Consider the following 15980-nt stretch of genomic DNA (forward strand, 5'->3'; position numbering starts at 1 on the left):
CACCGTTGTGCCGTCAGAAGGATTACTTGGTAACCAGCTCTACCGGAGTTTCGATCACGCCGTTGGTGCCGGTGTCGACTTTCTCACCCTTAAGGATTTTCAACGCAGTCTCGATACCGAACACGGCCTGCTTAGCAGCAAACTGGTCGGCGGTGGCGAGGACGCGACCGTCCTTGAGCATAGGTTTGATGGCGTTGATATTGTCGTAACCGACGACTTGCACTTTGCCTGCTTTACCCGCTGCACGCACAGCGGATACCGCGCCGACAGCCATGCTGTCGTTGCCGGCCAGCAGGGCTTTGACTTGCGGATACTCACTGAGTATCGACGCTGCGACCTTGTTGCCTTTGTCTATTTCCCAGTCGCCAGATTGCAACGAGACAACCTTGATCTGCGCCGCCTCCATCGCATCCTTGAAGCCAGCGGTACGCTGCTGAGCGTTGGTAGTAGTAGAAACGCCTTCGATAATGCCGACCTCATCACCGGCCTTCAGTTGCTTGGCCAAGTACTCTCCCACAAGGCGCGCGCCTTTACGGTTATCCGGGCCTACAAACGGTACGGTGATGTTCTTGCTCTTAACGACAGCCGGATCGAGTTGATTGTCGATGTTGATCACGGTGATACCGGCATCGATGGCTTTCTTGATCACCGGGACCATAGCCTTGGAGTCCGCAGGCGCAATGACCAACGCATTAACCTTGGCCAAAATCATTTGTTCAACGATGCGCGTCTGGCCGGCGGTATCCGTCTCATCCTTGATGCCATTGGAGATCAGATCGAAATCGGCGGAATGGTCTTTCTGATAAGCCTTGGCGCCGTCTTCCATGGTCAGGAAGAACTCGTTGGCCAGCGACTTCATGACCAAGGCGACTTTAGGTTTCTCAGGAGTGTCGGCGAACGCCGAAGAGAGGGGCAAAGCGGCTGACACGGCAGCCAGCATAGCGACAGCGAGAAAACGTCCAGCGAATGGCAGCTTCATGGGTTCACTCCGATCTTATGATTATTGTGAGCAACGCTTGCGCTGGTGTGGGACTTTTCCCATTGTCGATGGTTCAAGCTATCGGCAGCGCCGCGCAAACGTTTGCGTAGACCGAACTATGCGAACCCTTCCACGATTTGTCAACGATCAGAAACAGCTGACAGCGTCACGCTGTCGTATTGACCATCGAACCGGTATTGGAGCCTTTGGCCATTTCCTTGAACAGAGCCCCGGCCACTTGCAGCAGCGCGCCATTGGTGTCGGCTATTTGCCCTTGAATCGCCATCACCGCACTGGCCTTGGCTTCCGGCGTCGGATAGGACGCCGCCTGGACTGCCGCCAGTTGCTGCTGTTGCTGACGAAGTTGCTCTTGCAGCTCCTTCATGCGCTGCAGCAAAACTTTCACGGCAACGCTGGTGTTGTCATTGGAAGAGTTTTCGGCCTGCGCCGTCGAACTGGTATCCAACCCTAGCGCACCGGTTTTGACTTCTTTGCCCTTGCCGTCGCCTTTTTTCGTGCCTAACGCTTGGGCCGCGGCCTCCTCTGTCGCGGCGCTCAACTCGCGGATAGTCGCAGCGGACTTGCCACCGATAGTGACGCCCAATGCATTTGGTATACCCACCGATAACGACATGTTGATTCCTGAAAAAAAGGTCCTTTAAGGAAACTCTGAAGAAGACTTCCAAATCTGGTGAAATACCCGCCTGACACGAACACGACGGTTGAGTCCCGATGAAACAGATGTCCTTCGCCGATGCCGAGTACGCTGGCAAACGTAAGCAGACCCGCCGCGAGCGCTTCCTGATCGAGATGGATCAGGTCGTGCCCTGGAAGGGCTTGGTTACTTTGATCGAGCCGTATTATCCAAAGGGCGAAGGGGGCCGTGCGGCGTATCTGTTGATGGTCATGTTGCGCGTTCATTTGATGCAGAACTGGTTCGGCTACAGCGATCCGGCGATGGAAGAATCACTATATGAAACGACGATTCTGCGCCAGTTCGCGGGCTTGAATCTGGATCGGATTCCCGATGAAACCACGATCCTCAATTTCCGCCGACTGCTGGAGAAGCATGAGCTGGCCGGTGGGATTTTGCAGGTGATCAATGGCTATTTGGGCGACCGTGGTTTGTTGCTGCGCCAAGGCACCGTGGTCGATGCGACGATCATTCATGCGCCGAGTTCGACCAAGAACAAAGACGGAAAACGTGACCCTGAGATGCACCAGACGAAGAAGGGAATTCAATATTTTTTCGGGATGAAAGCGCACATCGGTGTCGATGCCGAATCCGGTTTGGTACATAGCGTGGTGGGCACGGCAGCGAATGTGGCGGACGTAACCCAAGTCGATAAGTTACTGCACGGAGAAGAAACTTACGTCTGTGGCGATGCCGGTTACACCGGCGTCGAAAAGCGTCCCGAGCATCAAAATCGCCAAATGATCTGGTCGATTGCCGCTCGGCCCAGCCGTTATAAACAGCATGCAAAGAAGAGCCTGATTGGGCGCATGCGTCGCAAAATCGAATACGCGAAAGCGCAGGTGCGGGCCAAGGTTGAGCATCCGTTTCGAGTAATCAAGCGCCAGTTTGGTTATACGAAAGTACGCTTCCGGGGCCAGCTGAAAAACACTGCGCAACAGACCACGCTGTTTGCTCTGTCGAACCTGTGGATGATGCGAAAACGATTGCTGAATGCAGGAGAGGTGCGTCTGTAATGCGGAGAATTAGCTCTGAAAAGCGCTTGTTCGCAGAAAAAAGAGAAGCTGAGAAAGAGAAAGGACTGATTTTCGCTTGAGTCGACATTTTTTGAGCCTCAAGCAAAAGGGCCGTTAAAAACGCCTGCCTACTTCAGACCTTCCTTAAAGGACCATCGACCTCAGAGCCGATTTCTTTAATGCTGTTTCTGCACATGACAAGACGGCTAAACAGCAGATGCTGTAGTCCTTTTCGGATAGCCGAACAAAAATCCTACACGCATTCGGAAAACCGGATAGACAAGGGACAAACACATTCGAGTATTAAAATAATATTGATATAAATCATAGTTTTAAAAGTTATCCCTGGAGAAAGTGCGACTGGTACAAATCCTGCTCTTCTCGTGTACCCCAAGCATTCAGATCTGCTTGGGGCGTATCTAGATGAACTTGCATCAGCACCGTCTCACTACTAGAGAGAAAATAATGAAATCTGCATTCAACACTTTTATTCCGGGCGCCTTGGCCCTCCTTCTGCTTCTGCCTACCGCCCTTCAAGCTAATGAAGTCGACACCCCACAAAAACAAAAACTGGCGAACGTGGTGATCCTTGCCACCGGCGGCACGATCGCCGGCGCAGGCGCCAGTGCGGCCAACAGCGCCACCTATCAGGCAGCCAAAGTCGGTATCGAGCAACTGATCGCTGGCGTACCGGAATTGAGCCAACTGGCCAATGTGCGTGGCGAACAGGTCATGCAGATCGCCTCTGAAAGCATCACCAACGACAATCTGCTGCTGCTCGGTCGGCGCGTCGCCGAACTGGCGGACAACAAAGACGTCGATGGCATCGTTATCACCCACGGCACCGACACACTCGAAGAGACCGCCTACTTCCTGAACCTTGTGGAAAAAACCGACAAGCCGATCATCGTTGTCGGCTCGATGCGTCCAGGCACCGCGATGTCGGCCGACGGCATGCTAAACCTGTACAACGCAGTCGCCGTCGCCAGCAGCAAAGAAGCACGTGGCAAAGGCGTACTGGTGACCATGAACGATGAGATTCAATCGGGTCGTGACGTCAGCAAAATGATCAACATTAAGACCGAAGCCTTCAAAAGCGCCTGGGGCCCACTCGGCATGGTGGTCGAAGGCAAATCTTACTGGTTCCGCCTGCCAGCCAAGCGTCACACGATGGACTCCGAATTCGACATCAAAACCATCAAGAGCCTGCCTGACGTCGAAATCGCCTACTCCTACGGCAATGTTAGTGACACGGCTTACAAGGCGCTGGCTCAGTCCGGCGCCAAAGCCATCATCCATGCGGGCACTGGCAACGGTTCGGTGGCTTCACGGGTCGTTCCAACCCTGCAAGCACTACGCAAGGATGGCGTGCAAATCATTCGCTCATCCCACGTCAATGCCGGCGGTTTCGTACTGCGCAACGCCGAACAGCCTGACGACAAGTACGACTGGGTCGTGGCCCATGATCTGAACCCACAAAAGGCTCGCATCCTGGCCATGGTCGCGCTGACCAAAACCAACGACAGCAAAGAGCTGCAACGGATGTTCTGGGAATACTGATTTGTCCTCGCCCGACCGGACCCGGTCGGGCACTGCACTGACCGCTCACTAGACTGGGGTGAGTGGCCTTCTTCCGATAAAAACTACCGCCGCCTTACACCAAACCGAAAAAACTGCTGTCAGAGGATTTTCTTGAATTTTAAGCAGTTGCGAAATTGCTTACAGTTAAATACTGTATGCACGTACAGCTCAATAAGGATAACTCTGTGACTAGCACCTCCGCCTCTCCTGACGTCTATGAACGCATGGGCATGCGCGTTCAAAAAATCATTAACTCCCCCACTGCCCAAAAAGCCAAATCCGCGCTGCTTTTCCGCCTTCCGGACGAGCCCGCGAATGAATGGGAACGCCTGCTCGAAGAAATTGACGAGAACGACAATGTCACCCTCGCCTATCGCGACGATGGCGGCGTGCAGATTTTCTGGGTTGTGCCGAAGGAAGATTGAGTCAATGAGTGTCCGTTGTTTCGCTTTGCTGTTTCTCTTCATTGCCGTGGGCGCGCAGGCAGGCGCCCCACGCACCTTCAACGAAGCCAAGAAAGCCGCCTGGAAGTTGTATGCCCCGCAATCCACTGAATTTTATTGCGGCTGCAAATACACCGGTAACAAGGTTGACCTTGCTGCCTGCGGGTATGTGCCGCGCAAAAGCGCCAAACGGGCCGCGCGGATCGAGTGGGAACACATTGTCCCGGCGTGGCAGATCGGCCATCAGCGTCAGTGCTGGCAACAAGGCGGACGCAAGAACTGCACGCGGTACGATCCTACCTATCAAAAAGCTGAAGCTGATCTGCACAACCTGGTGCCGAGCATTGGTGAGGTGAATGGCGACCGTAGTAACTTCAGTTTTGGCTGGCTGCCGGTGCAGTCGGGGCAATACGGCTCATGCCTGACGCAGGTCGATTTCAAGGCGAAGAAGGTCATGCCTCGCCCTTCGATTCGCGGCATGATTGCCCGCACGTATTTCTACATGAGCAAGCAATACGGCTTGCAACTGTCTAAGCAGGATCGCCAACTGTTTGAAGCGTGGGACAAAACGTATCCAGTACAGGCTTGGGAACGGCAGCGCAATCAGAGCGTGGCGTGTGTCATGGGTCGCGGCAACGAGTTTGTGGGACCGGTGAATATGAAAGCCTGCGGCTGATCGACGTCGAAACACAACAAGCTCGCGAGATCGCCCCAGGAAATCGACAGTGACTACACGTTAATGCGAGCCACTGTTGAAGCTCTTTAAGAGGTCCTGAAACGCCTGCAGGAGAGCCGTTATTGAGCCGACGGTTGCTCGACAACCAGCGATTCGATATTCATTTTTTTCGCCCGCGCCAATGCCGCAGTCAAGTCAGCCTGCCTGGCTTGAGCCTCGGCTTTAGAATTGAATGGACCGACCAGAATACGAGCCTTGCCGTTTTCCATGACCACGTTGGAAACGAAACCATGCTCGATCAACCAACCACTCAGGTCGCTGACTGCCTGGGTGGTTTCGCCCCGCACCTCAAGATGCCACTGCGGAGCTGCCGCAAGAGCAGACGCTGTTGCCGGCACGGAAATAGCCGGGGTTGACGCCTTGCGGGCGCTCACTTCTTTGCCCTCGCCACATCCCGCCAGCACCAATACTGCGATTACCAAAGCCATTTTCCGCACAACGTTTTCCTCTGAATGCTTAAAGTGACAACTTTAACATTCATGAATACTTCCCGAGTGCCGCAAAATGGGCTCAAAACAACGAGAATGATGGTTGCTGCCTCTGTATAGTCACGCCTTGGGAATTAATGCAGCATCTGCGCGTCAGAAAGAGGCACCCAAACCGTGAGACTTCGCACTAATCTATACGTACCACCGACCTCTGCACTGTCTGAATCAGGTGCCCTACAAAGCAATCAAGGAGAACACCATGCTGATACTCACCCGCAAAGTCGGTGAAAGCATAAACATCGGTGATGACATTACGATCACCATTCTGGGCGTTAGCGGCCAGCAAGTCAGGATTGGCATCAACGCTCCAAAAGACGTCGCGGTGCATCGCGAAGAGATTTATCAACGTATTCAGGCTGGCCTGACCGCCCCGGACAAGCCGCAAACACCCTGAATCCTGTTGCAGTCTGTAGCCAGCCGTTCCCCGTGAACAATGGCTGGCTCAAGATTCACTCGCTACTCTTCTATAAAGATCCGCCTTCTCTGCTCCCCATTACGTAAAGCTGATACTACCGGCATCTGTCACGCCATGGCTGTCAGACGATTCTCTTTACGCCTGCGAATCCGGCTATCTAACGCCTAGGCAAATTCCTACCGCGCGCCATGTCTGTGAACGCGATCATGATGAGCCCCCACAACAGCGCTTCGCCATGGCTAATGCTCGCAAAGAGCGTCGCCCGACAGACTTCAATACGCTAAGAGTCTGTTCGCCTTGCGCCGTCATACGGTGTAACGCCGCACCTGAAGTGAACACAAGCCAAGGACCGCTCCGGTGCGATTCGCATTACAGGTTTGTCATTCAACTGTTGGTCGGCTGTCTGGATCGGCTGGTTAATCTTGGCTCAAGGCCCAGCCACCACCTCGGTAGCCGCCGCAGATTGATCACTGTTCACGCCTTCAGAGAGCCCCATAATGAAACTACTTATCCTCGGTTTTGCCGCCCTCCTCGCTACCGGTTCAGCGTTCGCCACCGCGGCGCCCGTCATTCATGACAAGAGCGACTACTTGGTCCACCTCGACGTCAATAAAGTCTTGAGTAGCACCGACATCTCGCAACAGTGCGGCATTATCCCCGCTCGGCTGGACTACCTCGACCACCTGGGTCAGGAACATGTTCTGGATTATCAGGTTGAGGGTATTGGCTGCACCAACGATCACTGATTGCGAATTACCACCGGCGTGTCGCCCAGAGCGCAGTATGCCGATCAGGCTAAACTGAGTAGCCACGCTGGCGTGCCGAACGGCGCAATAATTTTTCACCGACACTGAGTCAGGCCCATCACCATGAACATTCTCGTCGTTGAAGACGAACCCAAGGCAGGCAATTACTTGCTCAATGGCCTGCAGGAACTCGGCTACTCGGTCAGCCTTGCGCGCAATGGCGCAGACGGTCTGCACCTGGCGCTCGAAAACGTCTTCGACGTCATTGTGCTCGACGTGATGATGCCGAAAATGGACGGCTGGGAAGTGCTCCGGCGCTTGCGCAAGGAAGCCGATACGCCGGTACTGTTCCTCAGTGCCCGCGACGACATTGCCGACCGCATCAAAGGCCTCGAACTGGGTGCGGACGACTACCTGGTCAAACCGTTTTCTTTCGCCGAACTGGTGGCGCGCCTGCGGACCCTGACCCGACGCGGCCCGTCCCGGGAAGAAGAGCAGTTGCACGTGGCCGACCTGCAAATCGACGTGCTCAAGCGGCGTATCACCCGAGCCGGCGTGCGCATTGCCCTTACCAACAAGGAGTTCGCCCTGCTGCATCTGTTCGCCACGCATCTGGGCCAAGTGTTATCACGCTCGCTGATTGCGTCGCGGGTCTGGGACATGAATTTCGACAGCGACACCAATGTGGTGGATGTGGCCGTGCGTCGTCTGCGCCTAAAAATAGATGATCCGTTCCAGCTCAAGCTGATCCACAGCGTACGCGGCATCGGCTATCGCTTTGATACACAGTCATGAACATCAATGGCCACCCGCATTCCCTGACCTTGCGGCTGGCGCTGCTCTTTGCCTTGCTGGCGTTTGTCTCATTGACAACCCTGGGTGTAGCGCTTTATCACGGCCTTGAGCGTGAACTGATACGGCGGGACGACATTGCATTGGTAAGCCGCGTTGATCAGTTGCGGACCTTCCTCAACGACAGCAATACCCTGGATTTGATCAAGACCAAACCGGCGTTGTTCCAGAACATGCTCGGCAACCGCGAATCCCTACTGACCGTTGTCGCCCCTGGGCAAAAACCGTTGCTGGTGGTCAACCCCGGCAACCTCGAAATGCCGACCTTGTCGCCAGTGCCCACCGACCACCCGCTAACCCTGGAAGACGTGCAGCATTTTCCCGGAGTCAATGGTGTGCCCTTCGCTGCGTTGGCCGCGACCATCGATTCGGGCGATCAGGGCAGCCTGCAAGTGGTGGCCGGTCGGATGATGACAGAGCGTACCTCCGTGCTGGCCAACTACCGCCTGAGCGTTTATATCCTGGCCAGCATCGCCGCAGTGCTGCTAGCCCTCTGCGGCTATATTTTGGTGTATCGCGGGTTACGTCCATTACGTCGCCTCGCGCTTCAGGCGAAGGGCATTGGCGTTGGAAACCTCGCGGAACGTCTGAATAGCGAGGGCGCACCTCGGGAAGTGCTGCCGATGATCAACGCGTTCAACGCCATGCTGGATCGCCTGGGTAAAGGCTTCGCCCAACTAGGCCAGGTGTCTACCGACATGGCACACGAGCTGCGCACCCCGATCAATAATCTCCTGGGCGAAACCCAGGTTGCTCTCCAGCAAAATCGCAGCGTCGAAGCCTATCAACAATTACTCGCCTCTAACGTCGAAGAACTGGAGCGCCTGACCCGCATGCTCGACAACATGCTGTTTCTGGCGCGGACTGACCCGGCCAGCGCGCTGCGCCAGCGTCAGGAGCTGGACGCGGCCGACGAAATGCAACGCATGGCGGATTATTTTGAAGGGCTGGCCGCGGACGTCGGCATGCGTATCAACGTACAAGGCGCCGGGGTGATATGGGCTGAGCCGATGCTGTTGCGCCGAGCCTTGGCAAACCTGTGTGCCAATGCGATCAAATATGGCGCGCGGGACTCAGAACTGAGCATCAGTGCAACGCCCTCGCCCGGCGGGATCAGCCTGCGGGTGAGCAACCACGGCGCGACCATTGCGGCCGAACACCTGCCCAAACTGTTTGAACGCTTCTATCGAGCGCAAGAGTCTCGAGCACGGTCGGCAACATCCAACGGGTTGGGGCTCTCGATTGTGGCCACGATCATGCAGTTACACAGCGGACGTTACAGTGTCAGCAGCGACGACGGGGTAACGTTTTTCGAGCTGTTTTTCCCGGAACGAGTACTGGAAGAATTAAACACCGACAAAAAATCGAAGCCTGCGCTTTTTTGATTTTCAGGTCCTGAGCACCTGACAAGCATTTATCAAATACCGGTAGGTGGTATTGGGCTACCGCACAGATGTGGCCGGCAGGTTCTATTGTGGAAAAAACGGGGAGACTTTCCATCAGCCGCCCCCGATGCCAACCAATTCTCCTGTTGCCATGGAGTTCCACAATGCAAGACCGCTCACTTTCTTCATCGACCTATGTCGATATCCAGGCTCGCGCCGTCAATGCCCAGTTTTCCGATCGACCGACCTTACGCCAGGTCGTCGCCAAGAGGCTGGAAGATTTCATCACTGAAAGCGTTGCCGCACTGGACACCCCCATCACTCAGATAAACGTCGCATCGCCTAACGTGCTAGGAGGTTACGACACCACTCCACTGCTGGAAGTAGCCCTTCACTATCTGGCCCGAGGGGAACTGCCAGACTTGTCGAACAAAATCGACGACCGCGAATGCTACCTCATCACCCCGCGCGCAACCCGCGTCCGCTACCGTGCAATTTCAGGCGATTACCCTGCAACCGCACCGGACATGCCACTCATTGAGCGCGCGCTGCGCCAGTTACCTAGCACTGTTCATATCGGTTTCCAGCAAGCCCTGACGGACTATTGGAATGCACAGGCCGATACCGGCACCAGCCGTTGGCAGTGGCTGGGAGATCAGTTGCGTAATTCATTGCGAAGTACAGCCATCCGGCAGCCGGGCCTCGACAACGAGCAGCGGGCGCTTCTCAATCGATTGGCCGATAATCCCGACAGTCAGGAGCACGCTGCCGCGAGCAACATCATCGATCAAATCCATGCCTACTGCATCGAAACCACCGTAACCAAAGCTATGTCCAGCACCACATTGCTAGCTACCGCAATATTGCTGGTGCAGGGTGAGCGCGTACTGTTATGGAATACCTCCGGCGTCGCGGAACCCTTCCGCTCTATAGACGCTTTCGGCGCGGCATGGGGCAAGAACCTGGCCGCCACACTCGACATCGATACCCTCGTCTGGAAACGTTATGAACCTGCCGGTGACATCTTCGATATTCAGGCGGCCTTGCTGCTAAACCAACAACTTGAGGACCTGGAAATCGTCAAGTTACCCGCGCAGATGAGCAAGAGCCAGTTGCAGCAGCGTTTCCATGAAATCACCGATATCACACCACTTTTCCATGGTCCGTCGTTTTCAAATCCCGCCCCACTTCGACTAATGCAATCAGCGCTGCCTGGCTGGCTGCGTCATGCGGAAGTGATCGATCAACTGGCGTATCGCACCCACAGCCTTGAACTGACGAGCCTCAATCAGGCCGCAACCGGCAAATCATGGACGGACGGAATTAACGATATACGCGTGTTCGCGGCCAAGGCGTTGCAACAACAAATGCACCAGGACCACCCCCTGGCACCGCTGTACGAGCCCGGTGAACTGGAATTAACGTTTCATGTACCTGTCGGCGACTTGGGCAGCGGCTACATCCAGCCCGTGGTCATGTCACTGACAGAGCTGACACTAAAAAATCTCGCGGGCAGACCGAAAGGCCGCATGACCTTTCGTTATACGGGCGAAGGGGCGACGCAGGAATGGATGACACCCGACTACCTGTTAAGCCTGGTGACCGTGGTAGATGTCGGCAAAACCTACCCGCAATTGATCAGAGACCTGTTGTTGAGCGGGACCCCTGATGCCCAGAAGCGTCAAGATTTGTTCGCAGCCGAACTTAAAGTCGCCTTGCCCATGAAGGCGCTTGAGCATTCGATCAAGCACGAAAACGGCGTCACCCGACGCGGCTATCAATGTATCTGCGCGGTGTTGCGCCCCTCTTATGCCGATCGCGTCATCGACGGACAGGAAGTGGTGATCCGCCCGTTGGCCTTTTCAAGAAAAGCCGATGGTTACGACGTGGTCGACAACATGTTCATCATTGAGCCTAAAGACACTAATATCGGGCCACATCTGTTGTACCGCCCAATCTACAGCGCCTCGCTGTTCGAATACCCAACCCGTGAGGCCTTGATGGCCGACATTGCCAAACACGGAGATTTGCAGCAAAGCGTTCTGGCATGGTTACCAGAGCGCGCACGGCCGATTTATGACAACGGAGGATTCAACGAACCACACATTCATCAATTTTCACAAATCGACCCTTTTGGCATCCCGGAAAAACCCGAGCCTGCCAGCCTGGCTCCTGATGACGACAGCTCTGAGTTATTACAGTCACTGCACAACGGCACCCTGATGCAGTACCTGTTCGGCAGCGAAGCCAGAGCACTGGTCAACCTGGGAGACCGCGACTCGGTTTCCAATGCCGAAAGTCGATGGGCCATCCTGCTGGAGGGCGGCTGGACCTTGTTCAACACCTTGCTGGCCCTCCCCCTCAGCGGCCCGATTATGCTCGCTGGGTGGATGATGTCGATGACCGCCAGCTTGATCAAAGATATTCCCCAGCTTGACAGTGAAGACCCGACCACCCGTGAAGTCGCGTGGGTCGATTTCCTGATGAACATCGCTATGTTGCTGCTGCACGGCGCCCACAAGCTAGAATCACCCGCTCAATCAGTGTCCGAAGAGGGGCTGGCGAAATCTCGAATTGCCCTGGATTCAGTGCGTCGCCCGCCCAATCAATCGGTCAATGATCGCCCAAGCGCCACCATCACCTCAGGCGCAATAGGCCTGCCAGCCGAGCCGCCAGGCGGTGGCAATACGCTCCTGGATTTCGACAAATCACGGGGGCGCGACTCATCCACAACGCGCCTGCTAGAGCAGTTGCGAGAGGTCAGAGTCAATTGGCCAACCGGAACGTTTGAACCACTTCAAACAGGTGTATTCAGAGGGCTGTATAAAATCAACTATCAGTGGCATGCAACCGTCGCTGGGCTGTTTTTCCGGGTCCATATCGTTCCAGGGCTCGGTGAGGTTTACATCATTCACCCTGAGAAACCCGATCACCCAGGAATCAAACTGAAGAGCGACGGGCGCGGCCACTGGACTCTTGAGCAAGGGCTTAAGTTAACCGGTGGCGGTCCCAAAAACAGGATGGCTGCCAAACAACGAGAGAATCTGGAAAAACTTGAGAATCTCGCGTTGGAGAAACAGCCCACCCATACAGCACAAATCGACGGTATCGAAAATTTCAAGCAGGCGGCAGAGCAACTCGACATTGCACAGGCCGCCTATGCGCAGCAGGTCAAAAAACTGCACCTGATCTGGATGCTCATAGAAAATGCCAACGAGTACCAAAAACCAGCCTTGCTAACCCGACACGCCACAGAGCTGGAAAAAACCCAAAACATCTGGCTGAACACCCTTGAAAAGTTGCAGGCACTGCAGGCGAATGCCATGAGCTTGGAACAGATACGGCGTCAACTGATCGACTTCAGCCGCAGGGAAAATGAGTTCGATAGAACGGATGCGCCAACCCAGCAACGAGCCAAACTTTTTTCGGCTATTGCTTCATCACAACTTGTCGTACAGAACCATGCTGTCAGTCTCAGCTCTGACTTTCTTCAGGGGAGTACCGCCGGAGAACCGCTAACAACGCTGGCAAATCGAGTACAAGCCACACTGGATGCAGGCGACCCTCTTCCTTATCGCAAGTACATTCAAGCACTGGGGAGCACCTATCAGTTTGACCAACATATTTATGAATGGACACGTCGCTTTGAGTCGACCATCGATGAAATGCAAGCCGATTCGACGCAAGCTGCGCGAGAACGCAACAACCTGCTGAAAGCGGTTGATGGCTCAGCCGTGCTCAACGAACTCAACATCAAACTGCAGGACCTGGAGATCCTGCGCGAACTCAGTGTCGATCGCAGCGTGGTGTCTCCCACCCCATTCCAGGACCTCTACACGACGCTACCTCCGCTGAAGACATTCAAAGACGCGATCATCTCTCATATTGCTATACGCTCTACGGCAGGCTTTACGTTCGAAGAGCGCCAAGCCGTATACGAGACCCTCATTAATCAGTATCAAGCGACCGAAGACGCCAGTCTGCTGCTGAATGAATACGGTCCACAATTCAGTCGTGCACCTTACAATCAGCGTTTTATCGATGACATAAGGGCCGCTAGACAGAGCGCAGAGTCTGATCTTGCCCAGTTGATTCTGGAACAGGAAAACCTACCCGCCACAGCCTCTCAGAGCAAATCGGCGAAAGAGCGCTCAGCAAACAGGCGAGTATTCAGGACACGGAACCAACGCACCCTGGTCGGCGAACTCCAGGAACCGGCTGCCGGCAACGAGGGAGAGGTCATTGAAATCCGCGATCCACTGACTAAACAGACGATTTCGCGCTACCACAAACACGCCGAGGAAAATGAATATGTTCTGGAGGTTGAGCAAACGCCGACTCCCCCTCCGGTAACCCGATCCGTGAAAGCTATTATCGATGCCGGCAATAAGTTACTGATGGAAGGCAAAAAGCTGGAAACGCTGATTGATCGGGAAATGTCACAGATGATCCGAGATCCGGTGCTGCGCGAAGAAAAGACCCCGGCTGACTGGGATACCTTGTTGACGCAAAGGGCTGGAGACCTGGAAGGTTTGGCGACCGAACTCCAGAAGGCGCCACACCTCTCACCCCAGAAGACAGCAATGCTGAGCGAGCTTTCCGCTGCGGCCCAAGCCCTGCGAACAAAAGGCACGGGGTACCGGATAGCGGGGTACAAATTACAGTCTCCAACGCCCGATAAAATCGATTTCCTCTGGACTCACCACGCCGTCGACATCGAACCGATAAGTACACGCAAACCGACCCAAGCCGCCGACTTTCTCACTGAGTTCGTCATCAAGGACAAACACTCAAGAGAACCACTGTGGTATGCGCACTTTCACTACGCGCGCCTCGATGCCAAAGCTGACGCCTTCACCGCCGGGCACCTGAAAACATCCGCACAGCGCTTTCTCGGTTTCAAAACGCAATTGAGTCAGGCAAAAAACGACCGTGAAATCACCCGAATCTGGCGAAGCAAAGTTTCGCCGGCCATGGCCAGGAAGTTATTTTTCTACAATTGAAAATATTGCCCAGGGACCAATATGGTTCTTTCAAGCGCGGTTTTTCATGTCGAGTAGAAACGCCTTGGACAGAACTCGACCTAGCGGGAAAGGACGTTCCTCAACGCGCAGGATACAACGAGGAAATCGCGCGCTGCCGGGGCATTAAACGATGACGTGATGTCACCGACAGGTCTTGGCGACAGGGCCGGGCGGGAGAAACCAACACCTCCGAAACAACTCAGCCACAGCCCTCTTGAGTGTATTGAGGCGCTGCGGCTGAGCAAATTCAAGCGATGAGTATTCAGTAATCATTGACGCGCATTGAACTGGATTGCTCAACCGAATTTTATTTCGCAGACGTCACAGAATTCGCGACCTACGAATGCCGGACGTGTACAGGATTTGATTGAGCACCCCTCTTCAAAAAGCGGATCAATGTTATTTGCAAAAACCCAAGCTTGCCTTGGGGTTAAGCCTTCCAACCCTCGGTCAAGAACTTGCCGAATAACTCCGGCCTCGCGATCTTGAGCATTCTCAAGAATTTCGTTAAGCCCCTCTTCGCGTTGCTCGTCAGAAAGCCGCTCATAAATCAACATACCAAAACTCCTGAAAACACCTCGACTCGTAATGAGTCATTCGGATGCAGTCCAAATCCATTTTTGAATTCTGAATCTAACAAACCACACGGGCAGGTGCCAGATGAGTCATACGGCTTGGCGCAAGCCACAGAGCATCAGCAGTGCGGCGACTATGATGGCGAATCCAACACTGATAAATCCCGCCGTCACCAAACTCTCCTGCCATGGGATGGCCGCGCGCCCTGCGCCAGTAAATGGTGACATGGCCGTCGTCCCCAGAATGGCGGCAAGTGTTGTTACCCCCCAGTTTGCATAAGTGCCGTATAGCGCGGCCCAGTAGGCAATTGCCTTATTGCGTGGAGAGAGGTGTATCTCCATCCAAATAGCGCCTATCGCGAGGAGACAGATCCCGTTCATTACCCCTTCAAGATGTGCGGCAAGGCCCATTCGAGGATTGTTGAAGTGCTGCTCGATGAGGCCAGTGCATAGGCCGAGGAAGAACAAAAACATGCCATGCCAGAGCAGTTTGCGACGAGTGTCGACCATAGCCTTGCACCTCCCGCGATTGACTGAAAGCTGATCATTCAAGCCATCTGATATCAACTTTAGATGGTTCCGCAAAAGAACGTGACGGCGCAGGTCAAACGCAGCCAACTTTATAACCGACACCACCCGCATGCACGCCCCTGCACGCCCAGCGCCAACCAGCGAAGATGACGGCAGACCTGAGGATTTGAACTGGGTGATTCGTTTTTCCAACGTTTTGCGAATCACTCCTGAAAATAGATCAGAAGGTGTAAACCTTACTCAGGACGGGACACAGACAACAAAAAAGGGCCCACCTTTCGGTGGGCCCTTCTAGACCGCCCAGCAGAGCGGATTTTGTTTGGTAGGCGCGATTGGACTCGAACCAACGACCCCCACCATGTCAAGGTGACTGCAAAGCACACCTAACCTAATGATCTATAAGGAAAAAAAGGTGGTTTTAGGCCTGCGAAAAACCAACATACCACCCTATAAGAATCAATAACTTAGCGTTGTATATTCCTACAGTAGTCCTCCCTTCCCCGGCGTCCTGCCGA

General features: G+C 54.6%; 14 protein-coding genes and 1 tRNA gene. 9 read left to right on the forward strand and 6 right to left on the reverse strand.

Annotation, left to right across the window (positions count from 1 at the left end; translation table 11 throughout):
* Positions 1–22: 22 nt before the first annotated feature.
* Together RHM68_RS15390 and RHM68_RS15395 are read right to left on the reverse strand one after the other, a co-directional pair.
* Positions 23–979: a sugar ABC transporter substrate-binding protein gene (locus RHM68_RS15390; RefSeq protein ID WP_322216182.1), complete on the reverse strand. Its 957-nt coding sequence runs from the start codon at positions 977–979 to the stop codon at positions 23–25.
* 166 nt (positions 980–1145) lie between these two features.
* On the reverse strand, positions 1146–1613 hold the full coding sequence (locus RHM68_RS15395; protein WP_322216184.1) for a hypothetical protein: 468 nt from the start codon (positions 1611–1613) through the stop codon (positions 1146–1148).
* Between the two features lie 98 nt (positions 1614–1711).
* On the opposite strand from RHM68_RS15395, the gene RHM68_RS15400 reads away from it, so the two are divergent.
* From RHM68_RS15400 to RHM68_RS15415, 4 genes are all read left to right on the forward strand, one after another.
* Positions 1712–2689, forward strand: coding sequence for an IS5 family transposase (locus RHM68_RS15400; RefSeq protein WP_322216185.1), 978 nt, complete (start codon positions 1712–1714; stop codon positions 2687–2689).
* Between the two features lie 465 nt (positions 2690–3154).
* On the forward strand, positions 3155–4249 hold the full coding sequence (locus RHM68_RS15405) for an asparaginase (RefSeq protein WP_322216187.1): 1095 nt from the start codon (positions 3155–3157) through the stop codon (positions 4247–4249).
* Positions 4250–4425: 176 nt separating this feature from the next.
* Positions 4426–4695 (forward strand): DUF1654 domain-containing protein, encoded by a 270-nt coding sequence (locus RHM68_RS15410; RefSeq protein ID WP_416195200.1) that lies wholly within the window; start codon positions 4426–4428, stop codon positions 4693–4695.
* A 4-nt stretch (positions 4696–4699) separates the two neighbouring features.
* Positions 4700–5389 (forward strand): endonuclease I family protein, encoded by a 690-nt coding sequence (locus tag RHM68_RS15415; protein ID WP_322216193.1) that lies wholly within the window; start codon positions 4700–4702, stop codon positions 5387–5389.
* A gap of 119 nt (positions 5390–5508) precedes the next feature.
* On the opposite strand, the gene RHM68_RS15420 is transcribed toward RHM68_RS15415, so the two are convergent.
* Complete coding sequence (locus RHM68_RS15420) at positions 5509–5886, reverse strand: SPOR domain-containing protein (RefSeq protein ID WP_322216195.1); 378 nt, start codon at positions 5884–5886, stop codon at positions 5509–5511.
* A gap of 250 nt (positions 5887–6136) precedes the next feature.
* On the opposite strand from RHM68_RS15420, the gene csrA reads away from it, so the two are divergent.
* The 5 genes from csrA (at position 6137) to RHM68_RS15445 (ending at position 14338) form a co-directional block, all read left to right on the forward strand.
* Positions 6137–6331 carry a carbon storage regulator CsrA gene (gene csrA / locus RHM68_RS15425; RefSeq protein WP_007938114.1) on the forward strand — a complete coding sequence of 65 codons (195 nt, stop codon included), beginning with the start codon at positions 6137–6139 and terminating at the stop codon, positions 6329–6331.
* A gap of 518 nt (positions 6332–6849) precedes the next feature.
* Positions 6850–7098, forward strand: coding sequence for a DUF2790 domain-containing protein (locus RHM68_RS15430; protein ID WP_322216210.1), 249 nt, complete (start codon positions 6850–6852; stop codon positions 7096–7098).
* A gap of 123 nt (positions 7099–7221) precedes the next feature.
* Positions 7222–7893: a heavy metal response regulator transcription factor gene (locus RHM68_RS15435; protein WP_322216212.1), complete on the forward strand. Its 672-nt coding sequence runs from the start codon at positions 7222–7224 to the stop codon at positions 7891–7893.
* Positions 7890–9335 carry a heavy metal sensor histidine kinase gene (locus RHM68_RS15440; protein WP_322216214.1) on the forward strand — a complete coding sequence of 482 codons (1446 nt, stop codon included), beginning with the start codon at positions 7890–7892 and terminating at the stop codon, positions 9333–9335. Before RHM68_RS15435 ends, RHM68_RS15440 begins: the two co-directional genes overlap by 4 nt.
* A gap of 164 nt (positions 9336–9499) precedes the next feature.
* Positions 9500–14338, forward strand: a complete 4839-nt coding sequence (locus RHM68_RS15445) for a dermonecrotic toxin domain-containing protein (RefSeq protein WP_322216216.1) — start codon at positions 9500–9502, stop codon at positions 14336–14338.
* 317 nt (positions 14339–14655) lie between these two features.
* Here the strand turns inward: RHM68_RS15445 and RHM68_RS15450 are convergent, their stop codons facing one another.
* The 3 genes from RHM68_RS15450 to RHM68_RS15460 form a co-directional block, all read right to left on the reverse strand.
* Entirely contained in the window at positions 14656–14916 is a 261-nt protein-coding gene (locus RHM68_RS15450) for a hypothetical protein (RefSeq protein WP_322216218.1), read from the reverse strand.
* A gap of 108 nt (positions 14917–15024) precedes the next feature.
* Complete coding sequence (locus tag RHM68_RS15455; protein WP_322216220.1) at positions 15025–15657, reverse strand: hypothetical protein; 633 nt, start codon at positions 15655–15657, stop codon at positions 15025–15027.
* Positions 15658–15785: 128 nt separating this feature from the next.
* A tRNA-OTHER gene (locus tag RHM68_RS15460) sits at positions 15786–15850 on the reverse strand.
* Between the last annotated feature and the right edge of the window lie 130 nt (positions 15851–15980).

The sequence above is a fragment of the Pseudomonas sp. DC1.2 genome (assembly GCF_034351645.1).
Taxonomy (GTDB): Bacteria; Pseudomonadota; Gammaproteobacteria; order Pseudomonadales; family Pseudomonadaceae; genus Aquipseudomonas.